Origin of the sequence: Pseudomonas sp. 2957 (assembly GCF_031456345.1) — a bacterium.
GTDB lineage: Bacteria > Pseudomonadota > Gammaproteobacteria > Pseudomonadales > Pseudomonadaceae > Aquipseudomonas > Aquipseudomonas siliginis.
The window spans coordinates 815870-833920 of sequence record NZ_JAVDUL010000002.1 but is presented as its reverse complement, the minus strand read 5'-3'; the positions used below and the strand labels follow the sequence as shown (position 1 = coordinate 833920).

Below are 18051 nucleotides of genomic sequence, written 5' to 3'. Positions count from 1 at the left end.
CTGATGATGGAATGGATGAGCTGGACGACACCGACCGCCGCGTTCTTCATCGGCATCGGTCTGATTCTGGTGGGCATGACCACCTGGGAATTGCGCTCGCCGAGCATTCTGCGGCGCGGGTTTCTGCCGATTGCCACCACCCGTGGCGATCGCTTGTTTATCGGTCTTCTCGGCAGCGCCTACCTGCATTTGCTGGTAATCGGCGTCACCGACTGGAGCATCTGGGTGGCGTCCGCGTTGTCCCTGGTGTGGCTGTTGGCTGTGATGCGTTGGGGCTAGTCGAATCGTTCGGCAACGCGGCTCCACAACTTAAACAGGAGGTCTCTATGTTCGATAAAAACAATAAGCTGCGACATAGCATTTCATTGGCAGCCATGCTGGCACTCAGCGGTCTGAGCGCATCTGCCTGGGCCGACGCCTACGAAGATGCTGCGAAAAAATGGATCGGCAGCGAGTTCAAGCCCTCGACCCTGACGGCCGAACAGCAGCTTGAAGAACTGAAGTGGTTCATCAAGGCCGCCGAGCCGTTTCGCGGCATGGACATCAAGGTCGTTTCCGAAACCCTGACCACCCACGAATACGAGTCCAAGGTGCTGGCCAAGGCCTTCAGCGAAATCACCGGGATCAAACTCACCCACGACCTGCTGCAGGAAGGCGACGTGGTCGAGAAAATGCAGACGGTGATGCAGTCGGACAAGAACATCTACGACGGCTGGGTCAACGACTCCGACCTGATCGGCACGCACTTTCGCTACGGCAAGACCGAATCGATCACCGACCTGATGGCCAACGAAGGCAAGAACTTCACTTCGCCGACCCTCGACATCAAGGACTTCATCGGCATCTCCTTCACCACCGCACCGGACGGCAAGATCTATCAACTGCCCGACCAGCAATTCGCCAACCTGTACTGGTTCCGCGCCGACTGGTTCGAGCGCGCCGATCTGAAAGCCAAGTTCAAGGAGAAGTACGGTTACGAGCTGGGCGTGCCGGTGAACTGGTCGGCCTATGAAGACATCGCCAAATTCTTCAGCGAAGACGTCAAGGAAATCGACGGCAAACGCGTCTACGGCCACATGGATTACGGCAAGAAAGACCCGTCGCTGGGCTGGCGCTTCACCGATGCCTGGTTCTCCATGGCCGGTGGCGGCGACAAGGGACTGCCCAACGGCTTGCCGGTGGACGAGTGGGGGATCCGCGTCGAGGACTGTCATCCCGTCGGTTCAAGCGTGACCCGTGGCGGCGACACCAACGGCCCGGCGGCCGTGTTTGCCACCACCAAATACGTCGACTGGCTGAAGAAATATGCGCCACCGGAAGCGGCCGGCATGACTTTCTCCGAGTCCGGCCCGGTGCCCTCGCAGGGCAACATCGCCCAGCAGATTTTCTGGTACACCGCGTTCACCGCCGACATGACCAAACCCGGCCTGCCGGTGGTCAACGCCGACGGCACGCCGAAATGGCGCATGGCGCCGTCGCCTAAAGGCCCGTATTGGGAAGAGGGTATGAAGCTCGGCTACCAGGATGTGGGGTCGTGGACGTTCATGAAATCCACGCCTGAGAAACAGAAACTCGCGGCGTGGCTGTACGCGCAGTTCGTGACCTCGAAAACTGTTTCGCTGAAGAAAACCATTGTCGGTCTGACACCTATTCGCGAGTCGGACATCAACTCGCAGGCGATGACCGATCTGGCGCCGAAACTCGGTGGTCTGGTCGAGTTCTATCGCAGCCCGGCCCGCGTGCAATGGTCGCCGACCGGTACCAACGTGCCCGACTACCCGCGTCTGGCGCAACTGTGGTGGAGCCATATCGCCGAAGCCGCCAGCGGCGAGAAGACCCCACAACAGGCGCTTGATGGCCTGGCCAAGGATCAGGACCGCATCATGGAACGCCTCGAACGCTCCAAGGCCCAGGCCACTTGCGCGCCGAAGATGAACCCGGAACGCGATGCGCAATACTGGTTCGATCAACCGGGCGCACCGAAGCCGAAACTGGCTAACGAGAAGCCGAAGGGTGAAACGGTGAGCTATAGCGAACTGCTGAAATCCTGGGCGGATGCGCGTAAATGATGTTGGAAGTGTAAGAAGCGAACGGCACCGGAAGGTGCCGTTTGCTTTTCTCCCCCCTTTACTTGAATCGACAGCGGCCTGGCTCCCATATGTACTGTAATGCACGCATTTCGCATACACCTCGATGTCCCTTCAAGGGCTTGAGGGGGGATGGAAGTCAGCGTTTCACGTTGCGAGCAAATTGAGTCAGCAACTGTTTTTTACTTCGCTCGTATGAGTCTATCGTGTACTGGGCAAGCTCGAAGGGGAACGGCTGCATGTCGACGGGGTAAACTTTAGTATCTCTCTCCGACCAGAGGAAATTATGGTCCTGTACATCCTGGTGATATAGGTCCTTTGCTTCCATTTCATTAAACATCTCCAAAAGTGCATTGGCGCCGCTTGCCGGAATGGAACCTTTCTTGATGTCGCCGAGGGGGATGCCATCGAGTTTTATCATCTTGAGGTAACTCTGATTGTCTTCAATAAGTGCCGTCGCCGAGCCTGCTCCATAGTAAGCATTGAAACCCTCGGCTTCGGTTTTTACATACCCCGGAATACTGTTTCGCTTGTCGGCTCCTCTGAACTTTTTATAGACATGTTTCCCGTCGGCGCTTTCGTATATTTCTCCTTCGCCCCCGCCGCCTATAGCAGGGCGACCACCAATATCATCTGCAATCGACGTTGGCTTGTTCTTCAGCGAAGAATCGGTCAATTGCACTTTCTCCATCAACACTTCGATGGAGTGGCTTGCGCTCGCTACTTCTGGAGACAATGGTGGTGTATCAGGAAATCCGAATCTCGTGCTTTCGTTATTTACAGAGTTTGCTGAAAATGGCGTTGATGATTGCGGCGAAGGCGAAGATCCGATGGTCGCTTGAGTCGGGTACTCCTCATTGACGCCTTCACGAATTCGCCCATCAGTATCGAAGTAGGCCAACGGATTGCCTTTCACCATGCTGAACAGATTCAGACCATCAATCGCCCCGGACGGATCCGGATTCAACCATCGCTGCCAACCCGCCACGTAATACCTGAACCCGTAATAATAAAGCCCGGTCGCATCCCGCTCTTTGCCCGAATAGCGCAGCGTTTTATAGCTTGTCTCGATTTCGCTACGCCCGGCAAACCACGCGGTGGTGCCGAAAGGGTGGTATCGCTCCTGACTGATGAGCTTGCCCGTGGCGTCGAGTTCCAGGGTGCAGGAACCCAAATGGTCGTTGAGGCTGTAACGCGCTTGATCGTTGTCGATGCCTTGGGGCGGTTCGGATTCCCAGTGCAACACCTGCACGCTGCTGCGCCCGGCCTGGACACTGATCACCTGCAGTATTTCTCCCGTACCACTGTGGGTACGGATTTGCAGATTCGGCAGATAACGCACTTCGTTCATCAGCGTTTTAGCGTTGGTCTGCATCAGCCGCACTTTGCGCACGCGCATGCCGTCTGCGGCGTATCGGTATTGCTCGTTATCAGCCGAACGGTCTTCACGCAAAACCAGCCGGACTTCACGCAATCGGTTACGCAAGTCCCAGTTGAAAGTCTGTCCTGGTTGCAGGCCAAGCAGATTGCCATTGGCATCGAAGCCGTTGCGCAAATCTTCCTCGCCCGGGTCCATGCCATCGCGCACCGGCAAGCAGCGGTTACTGTGCTTGGCGGCGACCAGGCGGTGACCGTGGCCTTGTGGGCCGTCGTGGATCAATTTGAGCAAATTGCCACCGCAGTCATAGTGATAGGTCTGGGTGTAATTGGCGATCGCTGCAGGATCCGCCAGTGAAAACTTCGATGTCTGACCGGCCTCCCAACCCGTGGCCTCGATCAACTGATCGAGACTGTCATAACGGTAGCGGTTGACCGGTTCGATGCGCTGGTTGGCAAAGTATCGAATCGGGAGGGCGGCGTCTTCAATACTCAGCACGTTGCCTACCGGGTCGTAGACATAACGCAGGTCTTGCAGGATGTCATTGCCGCGCTGGCTTTGCAGGCTGATCAGCCTGCCATCCTCGGCGGCGTAGTCCAATGTGGTGATCACTCCGTTGTCAGCGGTTTCCCGAAGGGTATGTCCTTGGGCATCGTACTGGATGGCGCCGACCAGGGTTTTCGGCGCGATGCCCTTCAATTGCAGTCGAACGTCTCGCAACTGGCCGTCCAGGGTCTGGCTGAAAAGCTGTCGGTGTCCTCTGGCGTCGATTTGTTCGATGGTTTCCGAGAGCGGGTTGAAACGCGAGTAGCTCGTGGCGGCAGGCGCGTCTTCGAGCAATTTGTCACGCTCGCTGAGCGATACCGGCCAGTCAGGAGGGTCGAGTGAGCGCAGAAAGCGTCGAGACTGAGCGATGATTCCACCGGTCAATCCGAACTGTTCGAACAACTGCGTGCCGGCCGGATCATCGAGGCGGATGATCTGTCCGCACTGATTCCGCGTGGCAAATGTCGGATTGCTGCCGGCATAACCATATCGCTCCGTGCACAAAGGTTTTCCGTCATCGGCGTGTTCGAACACAGCCAGTGGTCGCAGCTGTTCGTCATACTCGATGCTGCGCACGCTACCCCGGCCATCCCAACCGTGCAGCGGTTGACGCGCCTCGCCCCACAGACTGACGTGCCATCCGGCATCGACGCTGAGCGTGATCAGCACCTGACCGGTCAGTGAGTAAACCGTCCTGAGATTGGCGGGGGCTGATGCGTCGGCGAACAATCGTGGATCGCGCTGCGCCACCCGTCGCCCGTCAACGTCATGCTGAACCGCGGTGATGCGCGCTTCAGATTCGCTGCCATCTTCGCGCCAGTAGGCAACCTGCCGCACCGGTAAGCCTCGGGCATCAGTGACGCTAAGATGCGGTGTCTGCGCATGCTTGCTCACCTTCCTGTCCACCAGTTGCGTCGCCGTTGTTCCGGTGGCGGGTCGAACAGGTCATTTTCGTCGAAGGCGACGTTACACCAGATCCAGTACCAGACTTCCCGGCGCAGGGGTTTGAGCGTCGGTGGATTGCCTTGCAGCATTTGCTTCGCCAGCACGGTTGCGGTCGGTCGGCCCACCGCGTCGTAGAACTGCTGGTCGTGAAAAGCATGCTTGCGCATCGAGCGATCATTGATGTAGCGCGGTTGATCGGCGAAGTAGGGCCGGTAAATCCGCACAGTCTGGCCTTTGTTGTTGTATTCCACTGGCTCGCTGACACGCCAGCGTCGCTGGGCCTGGGCGTCTATTGGTTTGCCATTGTCGTCGAGGACCAACTCACCGTTGTCATCGACCTGCCAGGCCACGCCCGGGGGGACCTCATGTTTGGTTTGCAGAGTGCGGCCGAAACCGTCCAGGCAAGCAATGCTGACTCGCACTTGCAGATCGGGATCAAGCGGATAGCGGTCGGCCACCAGAGAGACGGCATACACGGGCTCACGCTGTGCATTATCGATTTGCTGCTGGAGTTCGGTTTCATTCCGATCGGGATTTTCCACAGCGGCAAGGTACTGTCGGGCGCGATCGCAAATGTGTCCTTCGGGCAGAATGTAGCCTTGGCTTTTCGCCCAGTCCCACCACTCTTGGGAGCGTGAGGACGTGCGGGAGATGCAACCCATCCAACTGAACGTATCCCAGAAAGCGGCATGGGCGAAGTTGCCAATGGCTTGTTTCGGATCGGCGATGGCAATGGCCGGGTCGCGGTCTGCCGGCGGGACGTAGGTTTGCAGCGGGTCAAAACCCACCGGTTCTCCAAGTTCGGTGCCGTGGGAACTGCTCACCAGCGGCTCGCCGAAAGCGTTGTAGCGCGCTTCCTGCAGGTTGCGGTTGGCATCTTCAATGGCCGCAGGGAGGAAGGTGCGGTAGTCCACGTCGAGGCTGCGGGTAGTGCAGCCGTCCGGTAAGGTCACAGCGGTTGTCACACACCAATACGCGTCATAGGTAATCAGGGTTTCGCCGTGACTGCGGGTTTCACGGTATTTCTGCACGTTATGAAAGCCGTCGAGTGCGTGGTAGGTGGAGAAACCTCTGTGCACTGACCACAGATAGTTCTTCGCATCGTCAGGATCATCGATCGGACCGTGATCTTGCTCGGGCAGGAACAGCGGCATGATGTGGTAACCGACCTCCTGCGATTCGAGTTTTTCTTTCAGGTTGAAGGGTAATTGGCCATCCACCTCGAGTTTGTCATATGCGCTGAGGGCGACGGCGTCCAGTTCGGCCGTCTCCATGTAGGCGGGCAAACCCTCGAAAGTCGCGTCGCCCGGATCCAGCGTTGCACCGCTGCGAGGGTCGATGTAGCGCTGCAGCGTCAATGCAGACAACACTGCTTGCTGCGCCCATTCGCCATCCTCGCGGGCCATTAGCAAAATATGTTCATGGTGGATCGTTGCGGCACTCAGCGCCGCTTTTTCCAGCACCAGCGAATTGCTGCGCAAGCGGCAGGGCAATCCAAGGCGCCAGGCCTCGTCATTGGGCAAATGAATCGATTCTGACCGGAGCTGCGTCAGGTACCATTTTTGTTGCGCATCGTCATGAGCATCCTTCCACCAGTTCTGCTGATGCTCTTCAGTGAACGGCGGCGCATCGCTGCTGGTTTTGCGTCGCGCGTAGTTCACCGTGAAAGCATGCACCACACGGCCGTAGGGGTCCCATTCCAGATTCAACTGGTGCTGGCACATCGGATCGTCGGCAATTGCCGGTTCGTACTGATAACTGATGGATTCCGCGTCCAGGGGCAAGATCACTGCATAAGGCTGGTACTTGCCTTTGGGGCGCAGCACCCGTGCACCATAGCGATGTTCCTGGACCACATAGGGGACTGCGGTCGCCGCGTCGTCACCGGCGGCGAACACTTCCGAGCGCATCACTCGGCCGCTCAGGGTGCGGGCGATCTCTCGCGCAGTCTCCTCATCGGCTTCGGTGAAAGGTTGCGCGATGCGATCATTGAAGTGATAGAGCTGCAGCAGTGTGGGTTTGAGATCGACCGCATCATCGTCACGGCTGTAATAACCGGTTCTTGACGGGTCGATGGTTTCGCCTGTGTGAAACCAGGTCTTACTGAGAATCGGCGCGGTGAACTCGGTTGCTGACGCTTCGGTGTCGCTTTGCAGCAGCAGGCGAAAACCACGGGATTCGCGCTCGAAACGGTCGTAATAACCGCCGCGATAGCTGAAGAGCTGTGTCAGTGTGTTGCCGGTGATCTCATCATGTTGGATTTGCTCGTGTACCAGGTGCATGGCCATGGGTAGACCGGACACTGGATTTTCAACACCGGCTGCCTGTTGCTCACGTTTTTCATCCAGCCATTCCTGCGCCGAACTGCGGTAATTCACGCTGGCGCTGCAACCCATGTTGTTGCAGCTTCTGTTGAGCAGATAGGGTTTGGCGTCGACGAAATCGTAACGCCAGTGTCTGGGCGACATGTGCGGCAATGTCACCACCAGGCTCGAGCAGCCCAGGCCTTGCAGATCTGCGCTGGTGACCTGCCAGAGCGCGTCATGGGCGAGGCCCTCAGGCCAGGGAAGATCAATGGATGTCTGGGCGAAACCGCTGCCGGCATGGTTCATGAAAATACGCAGGCGCTCGGCTTCCATGTAGATCAGGTCAGCCGCACCCGAGCCGTCGAGATCCGCCAGCAAGACCCGTGAGGCGTTGAATTCATCGTAGGCGAAGGGCAGGGTGCACAGCACAAAGCCTTTGCCGAAACGACCATGTCCCAAATTCGGCCAGCACTTGACTTCGTTATGACGGATCCGCACCAGATGTTGCTGACCGCTGCCGATGAGATCGGCGAATGCAACGATTTCGCTCGGTGTATTGCTCAGCACAGGCAGCTCATCATCATCGCCTGCGGCGGTTTTTTCCGCATGCGGCACGTCGACGGCCTCGGCGAAGCCAGCCGCGCGACGATTGGCATACAAACGCACGCTGCGCGGGCCGACCAGCGTCAGGTCGCTCAGGCCGTCACCCAGCAAGTCGGCGATCTGCGCCATCGGGTGGGAAAATTCGCCGGGAAATGCATCGAAGGGCACGAACCCTGACCAGTTGCGATCTGGGTCGAGGGTGAAAAATCCGCACATGCCCGGCGCGGCGAGCACCCAGTCGAGCTTGCCGTCGCCGGTCAGATCGGTAAGCGACTGATGCACGGGTTTGCCGGCGTCGGACATCGGCACGCCTTCAAGAAGTTTCCACTCGCTGTACTCGACCTGGTCGCTGCCGGTCTCTGCGCGCAACGGCTCGCGGTAATACCAGCCGTGGTCATAACGGCAGAGCACACCCGCCAGGCCCTCACCGTACAGGTCAACCAACTGATATTGATGACCATCGTCGAGGCCGGGCATGGCCGTGAATTCTTTCCAGCCCTGCGGCTGCGGGGCGAGGTCGAACGTGTTGTAGCTGAACTCCATGGGCGGTCGGCTTTCGATCTGGCCGAGGCCGTCATAGGCCTGCTGATGCGCCGCGCTCAGATGGCTGTAACCCAGTGGGCTGAGGCGATATTGCAGGAGCAGGCGCTGCACCAGAACCGGATGGTCACCCAACTCTTCGGGGAAGTGATGAAACATCAGCACTTGTCGACACAGGCGTCGGTTGCCCAGTTCGAAACCGTAGGCGTAGATCCAGTAAGGGTCGCTGCGCTCGGCCCATGGCTGTTGTTCTTCAAACGTTGGCACTTGTTCCAGATCGCTGCTGCGTTCGCCATAGTCGAACACCAGTTGAAAGTGCCACAACTGTTTTTCCCGGCTACCGCTGTCCCAGGCATACAGGTGCGCTGAGGCTTTTTCGTTGCCATAACACACGCGTTTGAGATAGCGCTGAGCGCGATAGTCGCGATACTGCGGAGCGACTGGCAGTTCGGTTTCCGCCTTGTATTCGTAGATGATGTGTTCGCCGCGGGTATTGAGGCTTTCGTCGATCATCCAGACGCCGACGCGCTGCGGGTCGGCAGGGTCGGCCCGGCGTGAATTGGCGGTGGTGCCATAGATATGCAGGCTGCCGTCGGCACCGTGAATCAGCCAGAAACCGGCTTTGTCGGTCTCGTTCGACCAATGTTCGATCAAGGCGAATGCACCCTCGACCCGTGGCCAGTGGCGAACGACGTCATACGCTGTCGTCAGGGGCAAGCCGTTGTATTGCTCAGTAGTGCGGAAGATCAATTCACCGGTGCTTTCATTGCGCTCGGGCAGCCATACATCACCGTCAGGCCCCACGACCTGGTCAGTGCCGTCATAAGTCGGCACGCCATTGACCGTGCGCAGGGTCACCGCGTCAACCGTCAACTGCCAGCCAATCCCGCAGGAACTGTTGCCCGTGCCACTGCTATAGCCCAGACCCAATGGCGGGACAAAACCGCGTCCGGTGGAAATCGGCAACGACAGTTCCAGCGACGCAGTGCCTTTGGTACCCACGCCGGCCGATCCCTTGCCAATACTCTGGATGGCGCCGCCGCCCTTGGGCAGGCTCGGTGTGTTGATCTGCATTGTCGACTGTTGCGGCGGCGGCTGTTCGTTCATAGCGAACCGCCTTCGCATCTCGCGGTGTAGCACACATGCAGGATGATGTCGGGCAAGCGCTGGAGTATGTGCTCCTGACCCTTGGGAAACGTCAGGATCCAGCGTGAAATCGCGCCGGTGTATTCGAATGGCAGATAGCGTTCGTCCTGGAAGTTGAGCTGAAACATGCCGTTGTCTTCCAGCGAACTCGACAGGGCGATCTGTTGACTGGATCGCAGGTTTTCTTTGACGCTGCTGCCGACCGTGGGGGCCATTTCAACTTTGCTGTAGGTCTGTTTCAGCACCGCTCGAATATCTTGATAAGGCCCAAGCACGGCCGGTAGCGTCACGCTTATAGTCTTGATCCGGCGCAGGTAATGATTTTGCCCGGCGTAATCATCGTCGAACATTTGCTGAGTCAGTTCCAATTCACACGTGCCGTTGTCGATCAGCGATTGCTTGATCTGTGCCCACGGTTTATTGATGGTTGAACTCGGGTCCTTGCCGGTCAAATCCTTCAGTGACACGGTTTTCCTGATTTCCAGATCGCGGCGGTTGTGCTGCACGTACTGGCTGTACATCTGTTGCAGGCTCATCTTCAACTCTTCCCCGGCACCGAGGCCGCGGTACGTGGCATTCCACGCGCCGGGATGGACAAAGGTTCGGGTGAAATCGCCCATTTCGTATTGCCAGCAGGCCTCAGCGGCCTGGCATAGCGATTGTGCGTTGGTGAAGGCGGTATGGTAGAAACCGGCGAATTTGCTGTTGAGCCAGTCGTAGGTCTGCGATCGGCTGAAACGATTGCTGCTCAGCAGGAAATCGTGGGTGGCCTTGGCCTGGTTGAGTGCTGCTCGCGCCTGGCGCAGTTGCAGTTGCGTGGCTTTATGTTGTTCGTCGGAGACGGCAAGCTGGGCCTTGATTTGCTCGGCTTCGAGTTTTGCCTGGTCGCGGGCCTGGGTCCATTCCTGGGCGCGGCGCCGGTATTGTTCGATGCGATCCATGGTTTGGCTTGCGCCATACGCAACGTGTGAAAACGCTTGCATATGGGCCGCGAAGCCGTTGGCAGCACCTTCCAGGCGTGCGCCACCGGCCGCCATGCCAAATATGTTCGGTGCTACAGTCATTGCCTGGCCGATTCCGTGGGCAATCGTCGCTCCGGTCTGGCCGAGACTTCCCAGCAGGTAAGAAGCTCCCGCGCCGATTTCCAAGGTGCTGACACCGTCTTTCAGCAATTTCTCGTAATAACTCACTCGGTCCAGAATGGTGTCCTGACTCGCCAGCAACGCCTCCTTGTTTTTTTCATCAATCTTCTCGGCCTGAACCTGTATTTGCACCGCCATCTCCGCGAGGTTCCACGCCTGCTGCTGTTGCAGTTCCAGGTACTGCGCCTGCTCCTTGCGTTCGATCAGCGACAGTAGCGTGGCGCCGAACGCGATCACGCTGTCCACCGCGTTCTGCGCGAGTGCGAACATGAAACTGAAGCGACAATGGGGAATCTGCGGGTTCAACAAGCGGCTGAGTGCTGCCCCGGACAAGCCTTGGCCCCACGCGGCGAGCAGTGCGCGCGGATCCAGCGGCGTGGCGAATAATGGCAGGTTCAGCGGAGCGCCGGCCATATCGAGGTTATGTCGCAGGTTAAACAAGCGGCTTTCGGCTCGATCCCAGTGCATGATCAGTTCGGGGTTGAAGGGCCGACGGAAATACTCAGTGTCCGCGCTCGCCAGTAGCGGGTCATGGCCGTCAGGCCGCAGACACAATAGTGGTGCGGGCTGCGAAGCCGGGGCCCTGCCGATACGCAAAGGTGGCTGTTGTTGCAGCCGCTGGTGGGCGCTGATCAGGCGCTGTTCGAATTGACGCAGTTGCACATTCTTCGACGAACTCAATTCGTCGAGCGTGAGCGGCAACCATTCGTCGATCTGGCGTACATCCGGGCGCGGTCCCAGCAGATCCATGATGTGGACGTAGCGCATCTTGGCTTCAGCCAGGCCGTCCGGCGTCAACTCTGCATACGCCAGATCAGCCTGGCGGCTTTCGATCTCGATAAACAGTTTCCACAGCGCCTTGCGAAAGTGCACCGGAAAACTCAAGGCAATCTGATGCGGATCGTCCGGGTACAGAATGGCCAGGCTGGGGTCGACCGGACCGGGCCATACCGGCTCTTCCAACGGTACGGCCTGCCAGTAACCGGGGTGTCCCGGGTCCGCGCTTTGTCGTGTCGGGTCAAACAGATACGCAAGCCACTGTTTCGCTTCGTCGTACTGCTGCTCTTCGTTCAAGCGGTAGGCCACCAGCCAGGGCAGGTACAGGAACAGTTCCAGGAAATACAGGTAGTAAGCGCCCGAGAAATCCATGGCTTGCGATCCCTGACCGTCCGGGATAGGTGGTTCTGTGTGCTGGGTCTGGGTTTCCCAGCTCAGCAGAGGTTCCATGCCGCCTTCGGCAAGGTTGATCAGTTGCCGGGCGAAGGTGGTGTTCATGCGCACAGCGGCCCGACGTGATCCTTCGGGTTCCTGCCCGTCGCTCAACTCGATGCCGGAGCCGCTGAAGTCAATGAATTGCGCCTTGCCCAAAGAAGGGCTGTCCCCCAGAGACGGGTCGATCATGCTGTTGATGCTGGGCGCTATTTGCAAGTTTGAGGGAGGCACTTCTGCCCATTCAACGGTCAGCGCCTTGAGTGCTCCGCCAATCAGCGTGGTTGCCAAGGAGCCTGCGTGATAAACCAGAACACCATAGATCAGCGGGATTTTCAGTTCCTTTGGATCCTCAGGCCACTCCACTGGCCAGCCGTCGGGCTGGAGGGTGGATTGATCGACCGAAAACGAATAAGTCAGCGAGGAGTCCTTCGACAGGCTATTGACGATGGCTGTAGACGCCAGCTTGCGCATTGCGCTGAATGTTTCAGGCGGCTTTGTTGACAGAACATTTAGCGGGTGTGCGATGAAAAACTGGTAGCCCACGCTGCTGTTATAGCGCCCTGCTGAAGGATGAAGATCGATTTCATTGTGATCGGTGGTAGAACGCCAAAAGGACGTAAACAAAACCATGCTGGAGCCGATCAGTTCATAGAGCACCCTTCGATTTGCATGTTTACCTGCAAGGCACGCCGTTTCTCCTTGCTTGGTGGCGGGTACCGTAAATTCAGTCGGATTCCCGACAGGGTCGGCGATCAAGCTACGCAGCCGATCAGGGTACCCCTTGAAACAGAATGCCGTATCTGCGACATCCATGAAGTCGGTACCAACAGGTTCAATGATGGAGCCTGGAAGTAGCGGAACTTCAAGGTGATTTTCCGAAGGATCGAACACCAGCGTAACTTTGATGAGCTCCTTGTTTTCGTCGTGTTTGTCGAAGACGGAAAGTTTGAAAATCAGGAGGTTGTTGAATCCTGCCGCCAGTCTTGCGGTCAACTCGATATTGGACGCCGCCCGGTTATAGACAAAGTCGACGTCTTTCACGCTGGTCTCGATTCGCGACTGCCACCCCTGATAATCCCAGGTGGTCTTTTCGCTATCCGGTGTCTGGTACTCCACTGCACCAAACATTGGCGTGCCAGAGGGAAGCCAGTATTGGAAACGACCAGCGTTGCCATTGGCGAAAATATTGCCGATCAGCCTCACGTGGGCTTCGCCGTTCTTGAGGACCTCGACGGAGGGAGGTGAGGCCGGTCTGACCTCCGGCGCCATGCCGAATGACGGTGGCAGCGGTGTAACATTGAAGTTCTTGTCTATCTGTACCGTTCGCAGAAAATCATAGGTATCTGCATCGCCCGGAATCTCGGAAGGGACGCCCTGATAGTTCGAATACAGCATGAGCACCATCGACTCAGGTGACGTCGAGTGGTCATACACCGCAATGGTCTGGGTTTGCTCCGCAATTTCTTCCTGCGGTTTTTCGATCAGCGCTTTGGTCTGGCAGTAACTCTCGATGTAAACCCGCGGCGTACTCCAGGTCTCGTCATATTTCTTGTAGCTGGCATATAGGCGGAACCTGGGATTGACCTTGACGCTCTGGTCGGCCTTGCCGTCAACGGGGGTCTGCACGGCGTCCGCATCCTGAAGCTCCAGCTCGGCCCAGATCACGAACAGACGATTGTTGAACCAGCACGGGCGAATGGTGTGTTCCAGCGCCTTTTCCGAAATGGGCACGTTGGCTTTTTGCCAATCCGACCAGGCATTGGGCAGCGGCTTGTCATATTTGACCGGGGTTTCGCCTGCTGCACTCGCGGGCGCTTTGACCGCGCGCTGCGACATGTCCAGTGAGCGCCAGTAATAAGCATTTTCGGCAGGGGATTTGCCGATGAAATAATAAGTACTGTTGGCAAAATCTTCCCCGTCAATGTAGCCATTGCAGATTTTCAGGTTGGCAATTTCTTCGAACCTGGCAAGGTAAGCCAGCACTGCGGTTTGTACTGTTTCGGGCTGAATCTGCGCCTGGTTGAGGTCATTCTCCAGTTGCTCGAAACTGGCGCTCTTGGTCAGGCGCAAAGTCGGGTCCAGATAGATGTCCGGGAACGTGCGCAACTGCTGGAGGGCGGGCCAGATCGAGTAGCGATTGAGGCCGTCGCGCCAGGTGCTGGTTTGCAAAGGCGTAAAGCTGTCATCGCTGTAACCGGGCTCCAGGTTCAGCATCATGCTGTTGATTTGCTGTTGGTAGCTGGCAATGGCGCAGGCCACCGGACTGGTCGGGACATCCTGGCTGACCAGTACATCCAGCAACCAGAATTCATAAAGGTCGTTGGCGGTCTTGATCGTTTGAGCCAGCCCTTGCTCGATCAGGTAGGGATCGCTGGGTATGGCTTCGTGCAGATAAAGGGCGAGCATCGCGTCACGCAGTGCTTCGTTAAGGGGCGCATCGAAGGCAGTCGTCATGATCGTTCCTCAACCATTGTCACGTGATGGGGCGGCGTTAGAGTGGGCGGCCATGACTCCCTCACCGACGGCTTTCCAGGCCAGCAGATCGCTTTGTTCGCCCAGCGCGGTGGCTTGCAATAGGGTTCTGGCGGCCAAGCCGCTGGCCTGACAAGCGGCCTGGCAACGACGGACCCAGTCGACTTGAGCCATCGAGGTGGCGCGTTTATCGGGGAGCGAGCTGGTCAGCTCGGCAACTTGCGCCTGCGGCCAGTTCAGCAAACGAGCAAGGGCAGCATCGGCCGTTTCGCTGGCGAGCTGGCGCAGGGCCTTGTTTTTCAATTGGGCCTTGGCTGGATTGGCGCAGCTGAAATAACTCAGGACATGGTCTTCGGACTGGCTCTGGCTGTGGAACCAATGACTGAAGCGTTCAAGCAGATAGAGATCGGCAAGCGAAGGCATGCTGTTACTGCCTTCCTCGTATGCCGCGCCACCCAGCCACGTCGGATTGATTGCAAACAGGCGCAGAGCGCTATTGCTCAAACGCAGCTCTCTGACGATCTCGGCGTGGCGAGCCACCCGTTGATAATCCTCGATCAACGCTTGGGGCAGCGGGGTCTTGAGTGCTTGCTGCAAAATGCTATAGGGCGTGGCCCACGCCCAGTGAATGACCGCCCGGCAGCAATCCGGCGCGAGTTTCGCGGTTTCCTGGAAAAGCCCTTCGAGCAACTGGGCCTGACGGTCATGCACATCGAGCAGGAACTTGACGAGTCTGTCTGCGCAAGCATCTTTGACAGGTTGGGCCAGCCCTAGACCTTTGAGCGCTTGCGCGACATCGGCCTGTAACCAGGCAACGGGTTCATCTGTCAGGGTCAGTGTGCGATCAAGGCCAGACAGCAGGCCGTCAGCAGTGATCAGATGGTGTTCGATCAGCAATTGAAACCAGTTGATTTCTCCTCGCTTGCGTTTGCCATCCTCTTGCAGTGGCAGACCCAGCGCATTGACTTGCGCCTCGGTCGCCAGGCTGCGGCGCGTATCACTCTGCAGCGTGGTCAGACGCGCCCGCAACTCATCGGGCAGGGGAGCTTGCTCAGCCAATCTGATCTGCTGATCATTTTCCTGCTCTTCGGGATTTGGCGGGGCATCGATGCCCAGGCGTTGCAATACCTGCGTCACGGTCTGCTGACTGTCTTTGAGCCAGGCGAAGGCCCAATCCAGTTGCATCAGCACATCGAGGATGTCCGGATTCGCCTCCGCAGTCGTTGCACTCAAGCGGCCGCTGGCCAGTGCGGTTTTGTAAGACGAGCCTCCGAGAAGTCCCGCCAACGCCAGCAGTTCTTCGACCGAGTGACCGAACAACCGGGCTATCCGCGCCTGGCGGTACAACGAGGAAACGGTAGGCAAGTCACGCTTGAGCGCGCCCACGTGCTTTTCGGTCTGACGGGCAATCAACAGCAAAGAGTCTTCGGTGGGTTGCACACCGAGCCCGGCACAGAGTTGCAGCAGGGTTTTCTGCGTCGCGGCATCGAGGGTGGTCAAATCGATGGGTGTTTGATCAAGAATCAGCGGTGTGTCGAACAGTTGCACATGGTTGAACACTTGATCGAACAACGGCACCGCGTCCTTGCCGCTGGCATAGGGGCTGAGGTCGTGCAGCAGCGCCGCGAACTCTTCAGGTTCGATGCTGTAGCGCTGGTTCAGGTAGCGATAGACGCCCAGCGCACGCAGGGTGTTTTCGTTGAGCTCCATGCCCAGGTTTGATTCGCCCTCGGCGCGGATGGCACTGCAGATCAACGTGTCGAGCCCGGCGAAAGGAATGCCGCTCCAGCGTTGCAGGCGGATCATCCGCTGAAGACGATCGAGACGATCAAGTGAGGTTTTGGTCAGACACCATTGTGTGTTGTCACCCGACGCTATCCGCTCCAGTCCTATGGCGTGGTCTGGCTCATCGCTCAGGTCTGTTTCCGGGGCCGGTTCCGGCGCGTTGTCGGACAGTTCAGCACCGGGACCGATGCCATTGACGTAGCAGGCACCGTAGTGATTTGGAAAAGACCCGGTCAGCAGGTCAATCCTGTTCGGGGTCGGCTGCAGGTATGGACAATTGGGCGACAATCGCACTGCAAAGCTGCGGCGGGCCACAAGTTGCTCGACCTGTTCAGCGGTGAGGCCAGTGTGCTGCATGAAGTCGGTCAACAGGGTCAATTGCTGCACAGGCGCATCGCTGGTGACTTCGACACCGTAGGCGCCTTTGAAAAAGTTCTTTTCTGTCGTCGTCAGGCGGTACTGCTCATCCAGCGTAAAGGCGAAGCGCTGTCTGGCCAGACGGACCGGTTGCTCCACCGTCCCGGTGGCGGTGATCAGATCGAATCTGGCTGTGTATTCCTGCTCGGTCGGCGTGGGAAGGGTGGCAGCCTGGAAATGCACAACGATGGGTTTATCTATCGCAGCGTGCAGACGATTTATCAGCCAGCCAGTCCCTGTGAGGTCCGGCACGTTAGAGCTCAGATCGATACTGGCAGGCACGGTCTTGTCGTCTTTACGAAAGGTCAGTGAGACAACGGTTTTGGAGCCGCCTTGATTCGTTGGTGCGTCCGCCAACGGAGTCGCGACCACGTCGTCGGGCTGCCCGGACAGGAGCAAGTAACATCTGCTTGGTGTGGTATGTGGCCGCAGGTAGGCAGTGAGAGGGTTTTGCCAGCCGTTGATGAGATTGCTGCGGGTCAGATAAAAATGGCTGAACACCGGGGGGGCGAGCAGCAATTGCTGTTGTTGTGGGCTCAACCCGCACAGCAACCGTTGTGCCTGTAGCGCCGGTTGCTGCAATTGCCCATAGTCATTGATTGCCACCTGTTTGATCGGTAGCAACAGACTGGCCCGGTAATTCAACTCGCCCAGACGCGGCTTATTATCCGCGAGCCCAAGTTGGCATTGGTGATGATAGAAGTTGTAGGGCAGTTCGAAGGGGTAGCTCCGTTCGGCCAGTACCTGATAGGTGGATTTGCTTTTGTCGGGAAGATTGCCATCCAGATAGGTGCGCAGATGACTTTCCAATACCTGCGTGACAATTTCCAGCATTGGCCTCGGTGTGAAGGTGCTCTCCTGGCTGATCAACAGGTCCTTGAGGTCAGGACGGCGTTGATCCATCAACAGCCGCTTGGGATCCTCACTGGTGGCTTCCAGTTGAAGGGAGAATCTCCGCAGTTCAGTCAGGTAGGCCACCGGACTATCGTTGGCGGCAATGGCTCCGACCTTGGTGAACTCGTCCCAGTTTTCATTGAACATGCGTTGATAGGTAGCGCCCAGCGAAACCAGCGAGCTCACACCACTGCGTTGAGCCAGTTGCTGCAACGCGCCGGAAGAGGTCTGGTATTCCCGATACAGGCGCGAAATGAGCGCCGCATACTTCATCGCATTGTCATAAGCCACATCGGCGTTGGCGTCGCTGTGAAGGGCGAGCTGGCGAGCGAACGCTGCTTTGGATAAACGGACGATGTCGAAAACTGACGTGAAGCCCATTTGCTGCATGGCGGTGGGGAAGTCGCTGCGGTCTTTCTTCAATCTGGCGTCGGAACTGATGAGGGCATTCATCAGGGAGGGGGTGTCGGCCATGACTTTGGATCTCCTGCCAGAAGGGGAGGCATTGGAAAAATGCCTGGGCAGGAACAAAGTAACGACAAAATGAACTTGGGTAACCTGTCAAACCTGACAGGTTT

At 57.8% G+C, this 18051-nt stretch carries 6 protein-coding genes; 2 read left to right on the top strand and 4 right to left on the bottom strand.

Annotated features, from left to right (window positions below):
• The first annotated feature begins 6 nt into the window (after positions 1-6).
• On the top strand, positions 7-279 hold the full coding sequence (locus J2Y39_RS09230; RefSeq protein ID WP_038861868.1) for a DUF2160 domain-containing protein: 273 nt from the start codon (positions 7-9) through the stop codon (positions 277-279).
• Between the two features lie 47 nt (positions 280-326).
• Positions 327-2069 (top strand): ABC transporter substrate-binding protein, encoded by a 1743-nt coding sequence (locus J2Y39_RS09225; RefSeq protein WP_016775286.1) that lies wholly within the window; start codon positions 327-329, stop codon positions 2067-2069.
• 157 nt (positions 2070-2226) lie between these two features.
• Here J2Y39_RS09225 and J2Y39_RS09220 read toward each other — a convergent pair whose 3' ends face one another.
• From J2Y39_RS09220 to J2Y39_RS09205, 4 genes are read right to left on the bottom strand one after another with little or no spacing between them, the layout of a single operon-like run.
• Positions 2227-4905 (bottom strand): RHS repeat-associated core domain-containing protein, encoded by a 2679-nt coding sequence (locus J2Y39_RS09220; RefSeq protein ID WP_310216908.1) that lies wholly within the window; start codon positions 4903-4905, stop codon positions 2227-2229.
• Positions 4902-9512 carry a SpvB/TcaC N-terminal domain-containing protein gene (locus J2Y39_RS09215; RefSeq protein ID WP_310216906.1) on the bottom strand — a complete coding sequence of 1537 codons (4611 nt, stop codon included), beginning with the start codon at positions 9510-9512 and terminating at the stop codon, positions 4902-4904. The genes J2Y39_RS09220 and J2Y39_RS09215 overlap by 4 nt, the downstream gene beginning before the upstream one ends.
• Complete coding sequence (locus J2Y39_RS09210; RefSeq protein WP_310216903.1) at positions 9509-14359, bottom strand: neuraminidase-like domain-containing protein; 4851 nt, start codon at positions 14357-14359, stop codon at positions 9509-9511. Before J2Y39_RS09210 ends, J2Y39_RS09215 begins: the two co-directional genes overlap by 4 nt.
• 9 nt (positions 14360-14368) lie before the next feature.
• Positions 14369-17947: a Tc toxin subunit A gene (locus J2Y39_RS09205; protein ID WP_310216900.1), complete on the bottom strand. Its 3579-nt coding sequence runs from the start codon at positions 17945-17947 to the stop codon at positions 14369-14371.
• Positions 17948-18051: the final 104 nt, after the last annotated feature.

What these genes read in the sequence shown, in the direction of transcription:
- J2Y39_RS09215 (WP_310216906.1), bottom strand. Translation starts at nt 9,512, where the DNA reads ATGAACGAACAGCCGCCGCCGCAACAGTCGACAATGCAGATCAACACA.
- J2Y39_RS09230 (WP_038861868.1), top strand. Translation starts at nt 7, where the DNA reads ATGGAATGGATGAGCTGGACGACACCGACCGCCGCGTTCTTCATCGGC.
- J2Y39_RS09210 (WP_310216903.1), bottom strand. Translation starts at nt 14,359, where the DNA reads ATGACGACTGCCTTCGATGCGCCCCTTAACGAAGCACTGCGTGACGCG.
- J2Y39_RS09205 (WP_310216900.1), bottom strand. Translation starts at nt 17,947, where the DNA reads ATGGCCGACACCCCCTCCCTGATGAATGCCCTCATCAGTTCCGACGCC.
- J2Y39_RS09225 (WP_016775286.1), top strand. Translation starts at nt 327, where the DNA reads ATGTTCGATAAAAACAATAAGCTGCGACATAGCATTTCATTGGCAGCC.